This is a genomic window from Caulobacter vibrioides (genome assembly GCF_002310375.3).
In the GTDB taxonomy this organism is placed as follows: domain Bacteria; phylum Pseudomonadota; class Alphaproteobacteria; order Caulobacterales; family Caulobacteraceae; genus Caulobacter; species Caulobacter vibrioides_D.
This window is the reverse complement of record NZ_CP023315.3, coordinates 2,439,944-2,456,202: the sequence shown is the minus strand read 5'-3', so window position 1 is coordinate 2,456,202 and position 16,259 is coordinate 2,439,944. Positions and strand designations below refer to the sequence as shown.

The window sequence follows — 16,259 nt, the reverse complement described above, 5'->3', positions numbered from 1 at the left end:
CCCAGGGGCAAGCGGCAGTGGGGTGGCCCCTGGGTCCCGGCGCTACAGCCCGCTCTGCGGTCTTCCGGCCGGGATGACGGCAGAAGATGAATTCAGCGTGGTGGTTGGGCCCGCAGAGCCCACGCGCCTTACGGGATGACGACTTCGCCGTCTTCCTTGCTGAACTGGTCGGGCTTGCGGTCCAGCAGGTCCAGCACCAGCTCGGAGGGGCGGCACAGTTTCACGCCCAATGGCGTGACGACGATCGGGCGGTTCACCAGGATCGGATGCTCGACCATCGCGTCCAGCAGGCGCTCGTCCGACACCTCATCGGCCAGCAGGCCCAGGGTCTCGGCCGGCGTGCCCTTTTCCCGCATCAGGGCGCGCAGCGACCCGCCGGACTTGGCGGCGAGGTCCTGCAGCTGCTCGCGGGTCCAGCCGGCCTTCAGATATTCGACGACCACGGGCGTGTAGCCGGCGGCCTGGACCATGGCCACGGTGTTGCGCGAGGTGCCGCAGGCCGGGTTGTGGAAGATGGTGATCGGGAAGGCGGTGTCGGTCATCGAGAGGTGTCCGTCTTGAGAAGCCAGCCAAACAGCGCCGCTGCGGAGAGGGCGCCGACAAGCTGGGCGAGAATGAAGGCCGGCGCGCTGGCCGGCGCGATGCCGGCGAAGCTGTCCGACAGGCTGCGCGCCACCGTGACCGCCGGATTGGCGAACGCGGTCGAGGCGGTGAACCAGTAGGCGGCGGTGATGTAAAGTCCGACCGCCATCGGCGTGCTGTCGGGCCGAAAGCGGCTGACGCCCAGGATGGTCGCCAGCAGACCGAAGGTCGCCACGACCTCGGCGAAGGCCTGGTCGCCGCCGGGCCGGAGCTTGGTCGAGACCTGCAGGATCGGCTCGCCGAACATGGCGTGCGCCGTACAGACGCCGACGATTCCGCCCAGGATCTGGGCCAACGGATAGGCCAGGGCCAGGGTGACGGGCAGCTCCCGGCGGAGCGCCGCCACCAGGGTGACGGCCGGATTGAAGTGCGCGCCGGAGATCGGGCCGAACACCCAGATCAACACGACCAGGGCCGCCCCGGTGGCCAGGGTGTTGCCCAGCAGGGCGATGGCGACGTTTCCGCCCGACAGGCGCTCGCCCATGATCCCCGAGCCGACCACGACAGCCAGCAGCAAGGCCGTGCCCAGGGCTTCGGCGACGAGGCGGCGCGGCGTATCGAACGGGCTCACGCCTTGGCCGCCCCGCAGGCCATGCCGCCGCTGACGATCGCGCTGAGCGGCGCGCAGATCTGCGGCGCGCCCGCGCAGCAGTCTTCCAGCAGAAACCCCAGCAGACCGGTCATGGCGTCATAGTCGGCCGTGTAGATGATCGAGCGGCCGTCGCGGCGCGAGGCGATCAGTCCGGCGTGGGACAGCACGTTGAGATTGGCCGACAGGCTGTTGGGCAGCACCTTGAGCGCTCTGGCGATCTCGCCCGCGGCGACGCCGGCGGGGCCGGCCTGCACCAGCAGGCGGAAGATGGCCAGGCGCCCGTCATGGCCCAGGGCGGACAGCATGTTGACAGCGGCTTTCGATTCCATATTTCCAATATGCTCGAATTATTCGACAGTTCAATGACCATGCTGGAGGCGCCGTTGTCCGAGTTCCCCGCCCTCGATCCGAAGTTCCTGGCCAAGATCGATGAGGCGCGCCTGGAGGTTGATGTCCGCGCCGCCCATCCGCCGCGCATCCTGCTGCTGTACGGGTCGCTGCGCGAGCGCTCGTTCAGCCGCCTGCTGGTCGAGGAAGCCGCGCGGATTCTTCAAGCCTTGGGCTGCGAGACGCGCATCTTCGATCCCCGCGATCTGCCGCTGCCCGACGCCACCGGTCCCGATCACCCCAAGGTGCAGGAGCTACGCGCGCTGTGCCAATGGTCCGAGGGGCAGGTCTGGTGCAGCCCCGAGCGACACGGCGCGATCACCGGCATCATCAAGGCCCAGATCGACTGGATACCGCTGGAGATCGGCAGCGTGCGCCCCACCCAGGGCAAGACCCTGGCGGTGATGCAGGTCAGCGGCGGGTCCCAATCGTTCAACGCGGTCAACACCCTGCGCCTCCTGGGCCGCTGGATGCGGATGATCACCATCCCCAACCAGTCGTCGGTGGCGATGGCCTTCCGCGAGTTCGACGACAACGACCGCATGCTGCCGTCCAGCTACTATGACCGCGTGGTCGACGTGATGGAGGAGCTGGTGAAGTTCACCCTGCTGACGCGCGACCGCGCCGACTATCTGGTCGATCGCTACAGCGAGCGGAAGGCCCACGGGCGCATCCCCGAGCATGTCGCGCTGGCGGCCGAGGCCATGAAACACGAGACCACGCCCCAGTGACGGGCGCCAATCTCAACGAGAAAGGGCCTGGGCGTCGCCGCCCAGGCCCCGTCTGAGCGATCAGCCCTTGGGCGTGATCTTGATCAGCTTGCCGTCGCCTTCGTCGGTCAGCACGTAGATCGCGCCGTCGGGACCGGTGACCACGTCGCGGACGCGGCCGCCGATGTCGGTGAACAGGCGCTCCTCGCCGACCACCTTGTCGTCCTTCAGCACCAGGCGCGCGACATGCTGTTCGCGCAGCGAGCCGACCAGCAGGCTGCCCTTGAGCGCCGGGAACAGCGCTCCGTTGTAGAAGCTCATGCCGGACGGGGCGATCACCGGATCCCAGTAGTAGACCGGCTGCTCCAGACCGTCCTTCTGGGTGGCGCCGTCGCTGATCGCCTTGCCCGAGTACTCCTCGCCATAGGTGATCAGAGGCCAGCCGTAGTTCTTGCCCGGCTCTGGGCGGTTCAACTCGTCGCCGCCGCGCGCGCCGTGCTCGACCGTCCACAGCCGGCCTTGGGCGTCGAGGGTGGCGGCCTGGATGTTGCGATGGCCCAGTGACCAGATATCCGGCTTGGCGCCGGCGGTGTTGACCAGCGGGTTGTCGCTGGGGATCGAGCCGTCGGCGTTGATCCGCACCACCTTGCCCAGGGTTCCGTCGGCGTTCGGCGCCTGGACGCGGCCGGCGGGAAGCGAACGCTCGCCGGTGGTGATGAAGAGCTTGCCATCGGGGGCGAACACCAGGCGGCCGCCAAAGTGCAGGGCGCTGGCCATCTTCGGCGTCTGACGCCAGATCACCTGAACAGTCTCGACCTTGGGCGCAGCGCCCAGGGTCAGCTTGCCGCGCGCGACGGCGGTGCCGTTCACGCCGTCGACTTCCTCGGCGTAGGCCCAGTAGACGAGGCCGTTCTTGGCGTAGTCAGGATCGAGCGCGACCCCGAGCAGTCCGCCTTGGCCCTCGGCGTAGATCGCCGGCAGTCCGGTCACGGCGGGCGAGAGCTTGCCGTCCTTGCCAAACACCCGCAGGCGGCCGGCGCGCTCGGTCAGCAGGATCTCGCCGGTCGGCAGGAAGGTCATGCCCCAGGGATGGTCAAGGCCGCTGGCCAGGGTCTGGTACTGGCCGCTGACGCCTGAGACCAGGCCCGGCGCGCGGGTCTGGTTCGCGAAGGCGGGCTTCTGGTCGGGCGAGTTGGGCGCGCGGCTCTCGACGGGCGCGCCGGCCTGACCGGGCTGAGCGGGAGCGGGACCACAGGCGGCCAAGGCGGCGGCGAGGGCGGCGGAGGCGGTGAGCAAGGGTGTGCGCATGACTCCTACTTAGAGCGCTTTTCGCGCCGCGCCAGCCCGGATGTCCCCAAGCTCGGGGTCGATACGAAAAGGGCCGGGGATCGCTCCCCGGCCCAGATCGTCTTTGCATGAAGCGCGGCGGTTAGATCTTCACCGGCTCCATCTTGGGCGTAAGCAGATGGACGACCAGAAGGGCGATCAGATAGGCGCTGCCGGCCACGATGAAGATCGGCGTGTAGGTGCCGATGCTTTCCAGCACGCCGCCGATGTACTTCGAGAACACCATGCCGCCGACGGCGCCCAGCATGCCGCCGATACCGACGACCGAGCCGACCGCACCGCGCGGGAACACGTCCGAGGGCAGGGTGTAGAGGTTGGCCGAGAAGCCTTGGTGAGCGGCGGTGGCGACGCCGATGATCAGCACGGCCAGCCAGACCGAGTCCGCGAACGAGGCGAACATCACCGGCACGGCCAGCAGGGCGCAGACCAGCATGGTCAGCTTGCGGGCCTTGTTGATGCTGGCGCCGTTCTTCAGCAGGCGCGAGGACAGCCAACCGCCGCCGACGCTACCGACATCCGACAGCAGATAGATGGCCACGATCGGCGGGCCGAAGGTCTTGAGGTCCATGCCATAGCGCTTGCCCAGGAAGTCGGGCAGCCAGAACAGGAACATCCACCAGATCGGGTCGATCAGGAACTTGCCCAGGGCGTAGGCCCAGGTCTCGCGCTTGGTCAGCAGCTTGGTCCAGGCGATCTTCTCGACCGGGTCGGCCGGATCCTGCTCGATATGCGCCAGTTCGGCGGCCGACAGGCTCTTGGTCTCGCGCGGGCTGCGATAGACCAGCAGCCAGATGGGCAGCCAGATGAGGCCCGCGACGCCGGTGACGATGAAGGCCATCTGCCAGCCCCAGGTCAGCACGATGGCCGGAACGACCAGCGGCGTGACGATGGCGCCGATATTGGTGCCGGCGTTGAAGATGCCGGTGGCGAAGGCGCGTTCCTTCTTGGGGAACCACTCGGTGACGGCCTTGATGCCGCCCGGGAAGCCGCCGGCCTCGCCGACGCCCAGCGCCATGCGGGCGAAGATGAAGCCCGTCAGACCGCGCGCGCCGGCGTGGGCGATATGCGCGACTTGCCAGATCAGGAAGGCGATGCCGAAGCCCCAGCGGGCCCCGATCTTGTCCATGATCTTACCCCAGACGAGGTAAGCCACGGCGTAGGAGAGCTGGAAGTAGAAGACGAGGTCGGCGTAATCGCTCTCGCTCCAGCCAAATTCCTTGGACAGGTCGGTCTTCAGAAAGCCGATCGTCTGGCGATCGACGTAGTTGATGACCATCGCGAAGAATAGCAGGGTGACGATGATCCAGCGATACCGCCCGATCTTCTCGGAGGGCTCTGGGGGCTTTGGCACGTCCATAAGCTTAGCTTCCTTCCCAGTTACTCTTGTCGCATTATTATTGGCGTCAGGCCGGGACGGCCACGCAGTCCACCGTTCCGAACGGGCCGAAACTGACGTGGGCCACATCGCCGGCGACCACGTCATGAATGCCCGTGGTGGCGCCGGTGGTGACGATCTGGCCCTTCTTCAGCGGCTTGCCGCGCGCGGCGACGGTTCCGAGCAGAAAGGCGAGGGCGGCGAGCGGCGAGCCGGGAATGGTCGCGGCGGACGCCGTACCGACCGACTTGCCGTTAATGAAGGTCTCGACCGGCATATCCTCCCAGGCGATGTCGCGCCAGTTGGAAATGGCCTGACCAATGATCTGACCATCGTTGTTGCCGAAGTCGGACGCCACGACCGTGGGGCCCAGCGCGTTGATGGTCTTCAGGGGGCTGCCGGCGATCTCGACGCCGACGAGGAGTTCGCCGACGTAGTCTGCGGCTTCCTCGATCGTCCAGTCGGTCTTGCCTTCGGGGGCGTCCTTGCCCAGGCGGATGATGAACTCGGCCTCAACCGCGCAGAAGCCGCCCTCGATGGCGCGGAACCTGTTGGCTTCGCCCGACGCGGCCTGTTGGACCTTGGACTTGAAGATGCAGCCGGCCAGACGCTCGGCGCCCAGGCGCTCGCGGTGCTGCGGCGGCACGAGGCCGACCTTCCAGCCGACCAGCTCATCGGGCCACAGGTCGATCGCGATGTCTTGAACCGCATAGCCGTCGGCCATGCTGGGCGGAATGACGCCGCCGGGATAGCCAGGAACGCTGACGCCCTGTTGGCGCGCCTTGACGAATTGGGGGGCGATGGCCGTGGGGGCGAAAATCTCGCTGTCGGCCTCAGAAACGGTCACGCCGCAAGTCCTCCCTCGAATCCGGCACGTCCCCCGCTTTCGGGGTTTGCGATGTCTCTAATGGAAACCGGTGTCATTGACAATCGGGGCTGAAACACCCTCGTGCATGGAAATCCAAGGCTGCTCAGGGCACGAGCATTGCGCGGGTGGGGAGCATCACCGTCGTCGCGACTTGACACCCGTAATAGCGCGTATAGCGTCGCGCGTTGAATTACGGATGTAAGCGTTATGCACATCACCGCCGCTGAAGCCCATGTCATGGAAGCGCTCTGGCGCCGCTCGCCGCTGTCGGCCGACGATCTGGTGGCCGAGGTCGGCGCTGCGCAGAGCTGGGGCGAGGCCACCGTCAAGACGCTGATCAATCGCCTGCTGAAGAAGAAGGCGATCAAGTCCGAGCGCGCCGAGGGCAAGCACGGCTATCGCCCGCTGGTCGACCGCAGCGCCTATGTCCAGGCCGAGAGCCAGGGACTGCTGGACCGGCTGTTCGAGGGGCAGCTCGCGCCGCTGATCAGCCACTTCGCCCAGCACCGCCCGCTCAAGCCTGACGAAGTGGCCAAGCTCAAGAAGCTCATCGACGAGATGGGTGAGTAGGACGGGGCTTAGAGCCTTGCGCGTCAAACTGGAATCGTTTCGACGCGATAACAAGGCCTAAATCAAATACTTAGAGCGTGACGAGCGCCGAAACCGGTTCCAACTTTCGGCGTCACGCTCTAGGCTCGGACTTCTCTTGCCCCGCCATTGCGCGCGTTGAGGGCCCTGTCGAAGGCGTCCAGGCTCTGAAGCGTCGGCGCCAGGGGATCGTCGTCTTCCGCATCCGTGGCCGCCTGACCTCGCAACGCCGAGACAAAGTTGTCGCGCCAGGCGGTGACGTCCTCGCGCTGGACGTTCTCGAACAGGGATTGCCACCGGCGTTGACGCTCGGCGAGGTCCATTGACAGGGCGCGCTCGAGGGCGTCGGAGATCTCTTCGGGACTGTTGGGATTGACGATCAAGGCCGCCTTCATCTGGCGGGCGGCGCCGGCGAAGCGCGACAGGATCAGCACGCCGGGGTCTTCGGGATCCTGGGCGGCCACGAACTCCTTGGCGACCAGATTCATGCCGTCCCGCAGCGGCGTCACCAGCGCCGCCTTGCTGGCGCGGTAGACGCCGGCCAGCTCGTCGCGGCGATAGGATCGGTTGACCCAGCGGATCGGGGTGAAGTCCATCTCGGCATAGGCGCCGTTGATCCGGCCGATCAGGCCGTCGAGCCGCCCGCGCAGGTCTTGGTAGGCCTCGACCTCGTCGCGAGAGATCGGGGCGATCTGCAGCAGCATCACCTGGCGGCGCAGGTCGGGATGGTCGTGCAAGAAGCGCTCGAACCCGACCAGCCGCTCCTCCAGGCCCTTGGAGTAGTCGAGCCGGTCGACGCCCACCACCATCTTGCGAAAGACGCTGTGGGCCATCATCCGGTCATAGACCCTGCGCGCCGTGTCGCCTTCGACCAGCCGGGCGAAATCCTGCGCGTCCACGCCGATCGGGAACGCGGCCGCGCGTGAGCGCTTGTCGAACGCCACGAGATCGCCCCGGTCGGTCTTGGCGCCCTCGACCTCGGAGAAGACATAGCCTTCGAAGGCCTGTAGCGACTCCTCGGTCTGGAAACCGATCAGGTCGTAGTCGAACAAGGCCTCCACCAGCTGCCGGTGGCGCGGCAGGGTGACGAACAGCTGGTGGGCCGGCCAGGGGATGTGCAGGAAGAAGCCGATGCGGTTGGCCACGCCCAACCGGCGTAGCTCCCGGGCCAGGGGGATCAGGTGGTAGTCGTGGATCCAGACAATGTCGTCGGGTTCGATCAGCGGCAGCAGGGTTTGCGCGAACAGCCGGTTGACGCGGTCATAGCCCTGGCCGAACGAGCGGTCATAGGCCGTCAGATCCACGCGATAGTGGAATAGCGGCCACAGGGTCTTGTTGGCGTAGCCGTTGTAGTACTCCTGATAGTCGGTCTCCTCGAGATCGACGGTGGCGACGGTGACCCCGTCGATCCGCTGCATGTTCAGCTGGCCCGTGAACTCCGGAACGGTCTTGCCGCTCCAGCCAAACCAGATGCCGGAGTACTCGCGCAGCGCCGCCGCCAGCGCCATGGCCAGACCCCCGGTCGAGCTTTCGCCCTCGGCGGGATTGGGCGGATTCACCCGGTTGGAGACGACGATCAGGCGGCTCAAGTGGCCACCTGCGCGGTCAAGGCTTGCAGCCAGCGGCCCACGTCCCGGGGGTCGGCCAGGCGATAGCGCGCGGTGGTCGGGCGCGGTTCGCCGACCAGTACGCCAAAGCCGCCCAGGCGTTCGGCGGCGAGGAAGCCGTCCTCGTCGGTCAGGTCGTCGCCGACGAAGACCGGCAGCGCGCCCAAGAACGGCGCCTCACGCAGGAAGGCGGTCAGGGCCGCGCCCTTGTCGGCGCCGGGCGTCCGCAGTTCGGCCACCATGTCGCCGAGCTGCAGGATCAAGCCGGTCGCCTGCGACAGACGCTCGGCGGCCTCGATCACCGCCTCCGCGGCGCTGGGCGCGTTTCGATAGTGCAGGGCGACACTGAGACCCTTGTCCTCGAACAGCAGGCCGCGGTCGCAGTGGGCCAGCTCGCCCAGGATGCGGCGCGCGTCCTCCAGGCCGGCGTGAGGCTCCAGGGTTGTGACGGCGCCATCGGCCGAGCGGCGGACAAGGCCATGGACGGCGCCGATGGCGGGCACGCCGCGATCCAGAATGTTATCGAGGTCGGGCAGCGAGCGGCCGCTGACCACAGCGACGCGATCCTCCAGCGTCTCGCGCAGGCGCGCCAGTAGCCGCGCGCGCGCAGGATCGGGCCCGACATCGTCCGGGCGGGGCATGATCGGCGCGAGCGTCCCGTCCAGGTCCAGAAACAGCGCCACGCGGCGGGGCAGGTCCAGGGGCGGAGCGCGCAGCTCGACAGAATCCGCCCGCAAGACCGGTTGTGCAGCGGTCATGGCCAGACCCCCTCGTTGGTAAGCAACATGAGGGGCAGAACGCAAAATGGCGGCGTTCGATCCCGCCCAATGCTCCCGCACGCGTGTTCCCGCTCCGCCGTCTAGCCGTTGAAAGTCGTCAGAACAGCAGCTTCCGGACGTTGAACTGCACCACCCGCCCGCGCGGATTGAGGTAGTCGGGCTGGTAGGTGAGCGGCGTCGCGCCATTGGCGTCGCGGACCTTGGTCTCGGCGTCGAACAGGTTGTTGACGGCCAGGCTCAGACGCACGCCGCGCAGCAGCGGATGGGCCTGAACCAGCTCGCGGCGGACGCCCAGATCGGCGAACAGGCGCAGGTTCACCGTCGCCAGGCTGGAGAAGTCTAGCGCCGTGGTCGCGCCGCCGATCCCGCCATCGACATGGGTCCCGCTCTTCCAGTTGGCGGTGAGCCGCGCGCCCAGGCCATAGCGGGTGATCCCCGCTTGGGCTTCGATCTGATGGCGCGCCTGGCCGCCGCTGGATCCCAGGACGTCGCCGTCCAGCAGGTCCAGCACCGGCAGGCCGTCGGCGACGGTGACCTGTTCCTTCAGGTGGATCGTATGGAAGAGCGCCAGTTGCAGGCGCGTGGCGCGCGGATTGCCGCCGCCGCGACCAAAGCCGCCGCCGCCGGCGCCGGGGCCTCGACCGCCGCCGGCGAAGCGCGGAGCATCGCCGCTGGGCGCGCCGCCGTCGAGCGCCGGACGCGGCGCGTCTTCGCCGGTGGTCGGCGCGGCGCTGGTGGCGGGCTGGGTCGGCGCGCTGGCCTCAGGAGCGCTGTCCGGCGCCGCGCTGGTCGGGCGCTCCGCGCCGCCCCCCTGACGTCCGCGCCAGCCGCCGGGCGGCGGTGGCGGCGCCTTGCCGATCTGGCGGGAGAGGTTGAAGCCCCAGCGGACCTGCTCGCTCTCGCGCTTCTGGAAGTTCACCGGTCGGGTGTCGATCCGCGTCAGCACGCCGTCGGTGTCGCGCGTGAAGCGGTCAGGGAACGCCGCCTCGACCGCCGCCGTCGCCGCCGGGAAGCTGGCGACGGGATTGTCGATCCGCGTGCGGCTGTAGTTGGCGGTCAGCGACAGGCCCTGGATCTTCTCGGGCTTGTAGGTGGCGCCCAGGCGCAGGACGTTGCGGGTCTCGCCCTTGAGGTCGGGATTGCCGCCGCTGACCCGCGTGACGTCGACGCTGGTCCCGCGCACATAGTCGAAGACCTGGCTGCCGGGCGTGACGATCAACGGATTGCCCAGCTGGGCGATGCTGGGCGCGTTTTCCTGGCGTGTCGTGGAAAGGATAAAGCTCACCGGCTTGACCGGTGACCAGTTGAGGCCGCCGCCCAGCGTGGTCAGGGTCGCGAAATCGGAAACCTGCCGCGCGGCGAGGTTGAGGTTGGCCGACAGGTCGCCGATCTCGGCGCGAACGCCCTTGCGGCGGCTGGCGAGCGGCAGGTCGAAGCTGACCTGGGCGTTGGCCTCGCCCCGCGACAGCGTGCTGTCGCTCTGGACGCCCGAGCGGGTCGAGGTCGCCTCCAGGCGCGAGCCCGTCGCGCCCAGCTTGAGGGTGGTCGACAGGTCGCCGGCCCCCAGCTTGGCCAGGGCGCGGTTGGCGACGAATTGCAGGTCGGCGGTGTCGGTCGTCGACTTGGCGCGATCGGTGTTCAGCGGCAGGGTCGGCAGGGCGCCGAACGGGTTCAGGCCCGCCTCCAGCGCGGTCAGGCGGCCTTGCAGAGCGCTGACGTCGACGCTGCGATCGGTCTCGGTCTTGGTGACGGCGTGTTCGTAGGTCCCGGTGAGGGACAGCCGGAGGGTCTCGGTGTCGCGGTTCAGGGTGAAACCCGCATTGCCAGCGAGGTTTCTCGACATCTGCCCCAAGGCGTCCTGGCCGCCGAGATAGCGATAGAGCAGCACATCCTGGCCGAACGGCGAAAACGGATTGGCGGCGGCAAGGGTCAGCCGCGCGCGCGCGGGTCCCTGCAGCGAGTCGTTTTGCGAGGCGGTCAAGCCCAGGTTCAGCGTCGCTGACACATCATCGAGGATGTAGCGGTTGGTGACGCTGTTAATCGTCAGCTGAAGGTTCCGGGGCAGGAGGGTTCGGTCGCCGGTGATATCGCTGGTGTTGGCCCGGTTCGCGGTCGGCGCGAAGGCCGCCAGGCTGGGCGCGCCGGCGGCGGCCGAGGCTGGGACTCCGGCGACGGTCACGGGCGTTCCCGCCAAGGTGCTGAGCGCGGTCAGAGCGCGGCCATTGGCCGCCGTGACGTTGCCGGCGAAGTCGTAGAGGCCCGTGCTGGAGCGGCTGATCAGGTCGCGATCGCTTTCCAGCAGCTGATCGCTGTTCTGGAGCTTCACCGACAGGTTGGTGCGGCCCTGGCGGTTCAGTTGCAGCTGGCTCCAGGTCAGCTGCTCGGTCATCTGGCCGCCCTCCGTCGATCCGCCCACCGTGGCGTCGATGGTCGAGGCGCGGAAACGCTGGCGCAGCACGATGTTTACGACCTTCTGGTCGGCCGAATAGCCGTACTTCAGCGCCACTTCCTCAGGCAGGACTTCGACGCGTTGGATGGCTTCGCTGGGGATGTCGCGGATCTCGCCACGCCCGGAGATGCGGCGGCCGTTCAGCAAGATGACCGGATCGCCGCCAAGGCCGCTGGTGGTCTGAGGCTGCAGCTCGGTGAGCAGTTCCTCGACCGAGCTGACGCCGATCGCGCGCACGTCGGCGGTGGTGAAGGTCTGTTCGGGCTGGATGTCGCCCAGGACCGCGCCGAAGGGCTTGCCACTGGCGGTGATGGTGACGGCTTCGACCTCGGTGTCGTCCAGATCCGCCGACGGGGCCGGCGCGGGCTGAGCGGGCCGGGCCTGAGCGGCGGGCGGCGAGGGGGTCTGCTGGGCTTGGGCTGCGCCAGCGGCCACCAGGCCCAGGACGCCGACGAGGGCGAGTTTACGGCTCACGCGGAGCTCCTCCGATATCGATACGTCCCAGAAGGCGTGGTGCCCGCGCGGTGTGACGTCCAGATTTCAGACTTTGCGAAATACGCAATATCCCTCAGCGGACTGACGTCCACGGACGGCTCAGCAACACCGCGCAGTTGATGAGGCCGACCAACGAGTAGGTCTGCGGATAGTTGCCCCAAAGCTCGCCGTCGGCGAAGCCGATGTCCTCGGAAAGCAGGCCCGCCGGGGTGCGTCGCGACAGCATGTCTTCGAACAGCTCCCGCGCCTCCTCGCCGCGCCCCGCCAGATGCAGCGCCTCGATCAGCCAGAAGGTGCAGATGTTGAACGCCGTCTGGGGCGAGCCGAAGTCGTCGGGGATCGCGTAGCGCAGGAGATAGACGCCGCGCCGGAGCCCGTCTTCGATAGCCTTCAAGGTGGCGACGTTGCGCGGGTCGTCGGCTGTGTGAAAGCGCAGATCGACCAGCTGCAGCAGCGAGGCGTCCAGCTCATCGCCATCGAAGGTGGCGGCGAAGCGGCCCAGCGTGGCGTTCCAGGCGCGGTCCTCGATCACCTTGCGCACGTGGGCGGCGCGCGCGTTCCAGAAGGCGGCGCGATCCGTCAGGCCCAGCTTCTCGGCCGCGTTGCCAAGGCGATCGCAGGCGGCCCAGCACATGGCCGACGAATAGGTGTGCACATTGGCCCGGCCCCGGAACTCCCAGAGACTAGCGTCGGGCTGGTCATGCAGACGGAAGGCCTGCTCGCCCACGGGCTCCAGAGCCTGGAAATCTTCGACGGTGGCGGGACGCAGCAGCCGCTCGTCGAAGAAGGCTTGCACGGTCGACAGGATGATCTGTCCGTATACGTCGTTTTGGACATGTTCGAAGGCCTGGTTGCCCACCCGCACGGGCCCCATGCCGCGATAGCCGGGCAGGTCGGGGGCCAAGCGCTCGGTCAGCACCTCCTCGAAACCCACCCCGAACAACGGCTGGATATGGCCGCCGTCGGCGCGATCGACGATGTTGCGCAGATAGCCGAGATAGTTCTCGAGAATGTCGACCGCGCCCAGGCGGTTCAACGCCTGGACCACATAGTAGGCGTCGCGGAGCCAACAGTAGCGGTAGTCCCAGTTGCGACCGCTGTCGGCGTGCTCGGGGATCGAGGTGGTGAGGGCCGCGACGATGGCGCCGGTTTCCTCATGCACGCAGAGCTTCAGGGTGATCGCCGCGCGGATGACCGCCGTCTGCCACTCCAGCGGTACGGCCAGGCCCCGCACCCAGTGCTTCCAGTACTGATCGGTCTCTCGCAGCATCCGCTCGCAGGTGGGTCCGATCGGGGCGCTGAACGCCTCGTCCGGGCCCAGATACATCGCGATCGGTCGCTCAAGCCGGAAAGCCCGCTCTTCCAGAACGTGCGACACCGGCGCGTCGGTGGACAGCCGCAACGTCATGTCCGAGCACAGATAGCGGATATGGTTCGAGCCGGAGGTCCGCTCGGCGACCTTGGCGCCCCAGTCGGCCGTCGGGCGCAGCCGCAAGGTGATGCGCGCGACGCCGACGATGGGGCGTATCAGCCTGACGAAGGCGGTGGGTCGGAAGGCGCGTCCGAACTGCTGGTAGCGGGGCGCGAAGTCGATGATCTCGAACCGCGCGCCGTCCTCGTCCGCGATCTCGGTGCGCAGGATGGCCGTGTTGCGCAGATAGCCTTGGCGGACCTCGGCCCGGCGTTCGACCTGCACATCCCACACGCCCTTGGCGTCACGACCTTCGAGGTCAACGTCGTCCAGGAGGGCGCTGAAGACGGGATCAGAATCGATGCGCGGCGCGCAGGCCCAGACGAAACGTCCGGCGGTGTCGATCATGGCGCTGACGGCGCAGTTGCCGATCGGGAAGAGGTCGAGTGTCTTGTGTTGCAAGGCCTTGTCCATCATCGCCCCCGCGATCTTTCGAGCGTCGCTCGGGTCGGGGTGAAACCAACGGTGTGGCTTGCGGGTTCCTGTTGCTGAAAAACGTCTTCGCGGGGCGAGGGGAGGGTTCGCCTTTCACGCTACGCGCGTTGACGCGCGAGGCCCTGCGCGGCCATCTGTAATCCTTAACGCGGCTTGGCCGCGCCAGTGCGGCGGACCGTTCGATAGTGATGCGATTTTCGAGAACCTGCGGCGTCCTGGCGGCGACGTTGAGCCTCCTGTCCCTCGAGGTCGCCCAGGCGCAATCCCAACGCCCGCCGGTGATGGGCGCTCGCCCCGTGCAGAGCCCGCCCGTGGTCGCGCCCCGTCCTTCGGTGATTCCGTTGGACCTGTCGGCCGTGCAGTTCAGCGCCGATCAGGTCGAGGCGCTGCGCGTCGTGCTGGGCGAGGCCTACACGCACGGCTTTGCGATGAGCGCTTTTTCGCCGGACCGGGCGATCGAGCTCTACATGGCGGACGATCCGGCTGCGCGCGCGGCCGGCCAAGCCCAGCTGGTCAGCCTCACCCTCGCCTATGCGCGCGCCGTGCGAACCGGGCGGCTGCCGATCAGCGGCTTCAAGACCGAGTGGGGCCTGCGCCCCGCAGCCTATGATCCCGCACCAGAGTTCGTCGCGGCGGTGCAACAGGGCCGCTTGACCGAATGGCTGAACACCCTGCCGCCGCCCTACACCGGCTACCAGACGCTGCGGACGGGCCTGGCCACCTATCGCGACATCGCCGCCAAGGGCGGCTGGCTGCCGCTCGCCGCCGGGCCCGTTATGAAAGAGGGCGCGACCGGTGCGCGGGTCGTCGCGCTGGAGGCGCGCCTGGCGGCCGAGGACCCCACCGTCGCGGTCGACGCCGCGCCGGTGTTCGATGAGGCGCTGACCCAAGCCGTCCAGCGGGCGCAGAAGCGCTTTGGCCTCAATCCGAACGGGATCGTCGACAAGGCGACCCTGACGGCGCTGAACACCCCCGTCGAGCGCAGGATCGACCAGATCGTCGCCAATATGGAGCGCTGGCGCTGGCTGCCCCAGACCCTGCCGGCCGACCGCATTCAGGTGAACGTCGCCGCCGCCATCCTTTCGGTGTTCCACCACGACACCCCGACCCTGACGATGCGCGCGGTCACCGGTCGCCCGGGCGACGAGACGCCGATGCTGTCGTCGATGATCCACAGCATCGTGCTGAACCCGCCGTGGAACGTGCCGCAGTCGATCGCGTCGAAGGAGATCTGGCCCAAGGAGCGCGCCAGTCCCGGCTATCTGGCGCGCAACGACTTCATCGTGATCCCGACCGAGGGCGGCGGCTCGCGTCTGCAGCAGAAGGCCGGTCCGTTGGCGGCGCTGGGGCAGGTGAAGTTCGACTTCAACAACCCCTACGGCGTCTATCTGCACGACACGCCCAGCCGCGCCCGGTTCGACAGCTTCAGCCGCCTGGCCAGCCATGGGTGCGTGCGCCTGCAAAAGCCGATCGAACTCATCAACGAAGTGATGCGCGACGATCCGACCTGGACGCCGGAGAAGATCAACGAGACCCTGGCGTCCGGCGACACGGTGCGGGCCAAGCTGCCGCAGCAGATCGCGGTCTATCTGCTGTACTGGACGGCCTATGTGACGCCGGACGGGCAGGTGAACTTCCGCCAGGATCCGTATGGCTGGGATCGTGAGCTGGTGCAGCGTATCGCCGCACTCTGATGCGGCTCAGCTTGCATTCCCGGTCGCCTTGAGGTGTCCTGCCCGGCATTCGTGTCGGGTAAGGCGTACTCATGGATCGACGTAAGCTGCTCCAGTGGGGGCTGGGCGCTATCGGGGCGGGGCTGCTGCCCTTGGCGGCGCGCGCCGACGACGACATCATCGGCGCGCTGCTGGAGGGTAAAGCCCTTCACCCCTCAAACGTTCCGCCGCCGACCACCGTCGCGGCGACCGTCGCGTCCATCGATCCGCCGACGCTGAAGCCCGCCGTGGATCCGCGCTGGGTCCATCTGCACAACGTCCATACCGGCGAGAAATTGGAAGCGGTCTACTGGGAGAACGGCGACTATGTGCCGGACGCCGTGAGCGCGCTGGACAAGGTGCTGCGCGACTATCGCAACGATGAAGTCCATCCCATCGACCGTGGCCTTTACGACCTGCTCGACCAGATCGCGCGCAAGACCGAGAGCAAGGGTCCGTTCCAGGTGATCTCGGGCTACCGTTCGCCGGCGACCAACCGCCTGCTGTCCAAGCGTAGCGGCGAGGTGGCCAAGAAGAGCCTGCACATGGACGGCAAGGCGATGGACATCTTCCTGGAGGATGTCGAGCTCAAGCACGTCCGCGCTGCGGCGCTGGATCTGAGCGTCGGCGGCGTCGGCTACTATCCGACCAGCAACTTCGTGCATGTCGACGTCGGGCCGGTCCGCAAGTGGACGGGGACCTGAGCCGCTATTCGCCTCCCAGCCGAATCCGGTAACCAAGCTCTGGCTCGCCCGTCTAGACCATGCTAGCCGGCGATCAGCCCAAGTCGGTGTGGATGGCG

Annotated in this window: 14 protein-coding genes; 4 read left to right on the top strand and 10 right to left on the bottom strand. The window is 67.7% G+C overall.

The features are described 5' to 3' along the window. Positions 1 to 128 precede the first annotated feature (128 nt). The 3 genes from arsC to CA606_RS11635 are packed head-to-tail and all read right to left on the bottom strand — an operon-like array spanning position 129 to position 1,563. Complete coding sequence (gene arsC, locus CA606_RS11645; protein ID WP_096050988.1) at positions 129 to 542, bottom strand: arsenate reductase (glutaredoxin); 414 nt, start codon at positions 540 to 542, stop codon at positions 129 to 131. Beyond that, positions 539 to 1,213, bottom strand: coding sequence for an MIP/aquaporin family protein (locus CA606_RS11640; RefSeq protein ID WP_096050989.1), 675 nt, complete (start codon positions 1,211 to 1,213; stop codon positions 539 to 541). Before CA606_RS11640 ends, arsC begins: the two co-directional genes overlap by 4 nt. After that, entirely contained in the window at positions 1,210 to 1,563 is a 354-nt protein-coding gene (locus CA606_RS11635) for an ArsR/SmtB family transcription factor (RefSeq protein ID WP_096050990.1), read from the bottom strand. The genes CA606_RS11640 and CA606_RS11635 overlap by 4 nt, the downstream gene beginning before the upstream one ends. A gap of 54 nt (positions 1,564 to 1,617) precedes the next feature. On the opposite strand from CA606_RS11635, the gene arsH reads away from it, so the two are divergent. After that, positions 1,618 to 2,352, top strand: coding sequence for an arsenical resistance protein ArsH (arsH, locus tag CA606_RS11630; RefSeq protein WP_096053792.1), 735 nt, complete (start codon positions 1,618 to 1,620; stop codon positions 2,350 to 2,352). A gap of 60 nt (positions 2,353 to 2,412) precedes the next feature. Here arsH and CA606_RS11625 read toward each other — a convergent pair whose 3' ends face one another. From CA606_RS11625 to CA606_RS11615, 3 genes are all read right to left on the bottom strand, one after another. Beyond that, positions 2,413 to 3,639, bottom strand: coding sequence for a PQQ-dependent sugar dehydrogenase (locus CA606_RS11625; RefSeq protein WP_096050991.1), 1,227 nt, complete (start codon positions 3,637 to 3,639; stop codon positions 2,413 to 2,415). Positions 3,640 to 3,760: 121 nt separating this feature from the next. Further along, entirely contained in the window at positions 3,761 to 5,035 is a 1,275-nt protein-coding gene (locus tag CA606_RS11620; protein WP_096050992.1) for an MFS transporter, read from the bottom strand. Positions 5,036 to 5,081: 46 nt separating this feature from the next. Beyond that, a complete protein-coding gene (locus CA606_RS11615; RefSeq protein ID WP_096050993.1) occupies positions 5,082 to 5,900 on the bottom strand; it encodes a 2-keto-4-pentenoate hydratase in 819 nt (272 codons plus the stop codon). A 228-nt stretch (positions 5,901 to 6,128) separates the two neighbouring features. Between CA606_RS11615 and CA606_RS11610 the strand changes: the two genes are divergently transcribed. Then, positions 6,129 to 6,491 carry a BlaI/MecI/CopY family transcriptional regulator gene (locus CA606_RS11610; protein ID WP_096050994.1) on the top strand — a complete coding sequence of 121 codons (363 nt, stop codon included), beginning with the start codon at positions 6,129 to 6,131 and terminating at the stop codon, positions 6,489 to 6,491. 119 nt (positions 6,492 to 6,610) lie between these two features. Here the strand turns inward: CA606_RS11610 and CA606_RS11605 are convergent, their stop codons facing one another. From CA606_RS11605 to CA606_RS11590, 4 genes are all read right to left on the bottom strand, one after another. Next, a complete protein-coding gene (locus tag CA606_RS11605) occupies positions 6,611 to 8,098 on the bottom strand; it encodes an alpha,alpha-trehalose-phosphate synthase (UDP-forming) (protein ID WP_096050995.1) in 1,488 nt (495 codons plus the stop codon). After that, the gene (gene otsB / locus CA606_RS11600) at positions 8,095 to 8,874 is read right to left on the bottom strand and encodes a trehalose-phosphatase (protein ID WP_096050996.1); all 780 of its coding nucleotides are present in this window, start codon (positions 8,872 to 8,874) and stop codon (positions 8,095 to 8,097) included. Before otsB ends, CA606_RS11605 begins: the two co-directional genes overlap by 4 nt. A gap of 118 nt (positions 8,875 to 8,992) precedes the next feature. Beyond that, positions 8,993 to 11,818: a TonB-dependent receptor gene (locus tag CA606_RS11595; RefSeq protein ID WP_096050997.1), complete on the bottom strand. Its 2,826-nt coding sequence runs from the start codon at positions 11,816 to 11,818 to the stop codon at positions 8,993 to 8,995. A 94-nt stretch (positions 11,819 to 11,912) separates the two neighbouring features. Continuing rightward, positions 11,913 to 13,724 carry a glycoside hydrolase family 15 protein gene (locus CA606_RS11590; RefSeq protein ID WP_096053793.1) on the bottom strand — a complete coding sequence of 604 codons (1,812 nt, stop codon included), beginning with the start codon at positions 13,722 to 13,724 and terminating at the stop codon, positions 11,913 to 11,915. 206 nt (positions 13,725 to 13,930) lie between these two features. Here CA606_RS11590 and CA606_RS11585 point away from each other — a divergent pair, with 206 nt between their 5' ends. Together CA606_RS11585 and CA606_RS11580 are read left to right on the top strand one after the other, a co-directional pair. Next, entirely contained in the window at positions 13,931 to 15,439 is a 1,509-nt protein-coding gene (locus CA606_RS11585) for a L,D-transpeptidase family protein (RefSeq protein WP_096050998.1), read from the top strand. 71 nt (positions 15,440 to 15,510) lie between these two features. Beyond that, entirely contained in the window at positions 15,511 to 16,161 is a 651-nt protein-coding gene (locus tag CA606_RS11580; protein ID WP_096050999.1) for a DUF882 domain-containing protein, read from the top strand. The last annotated feature ends 98 nt before the right edge of the window (positions 16,162 to 16,259 follow it).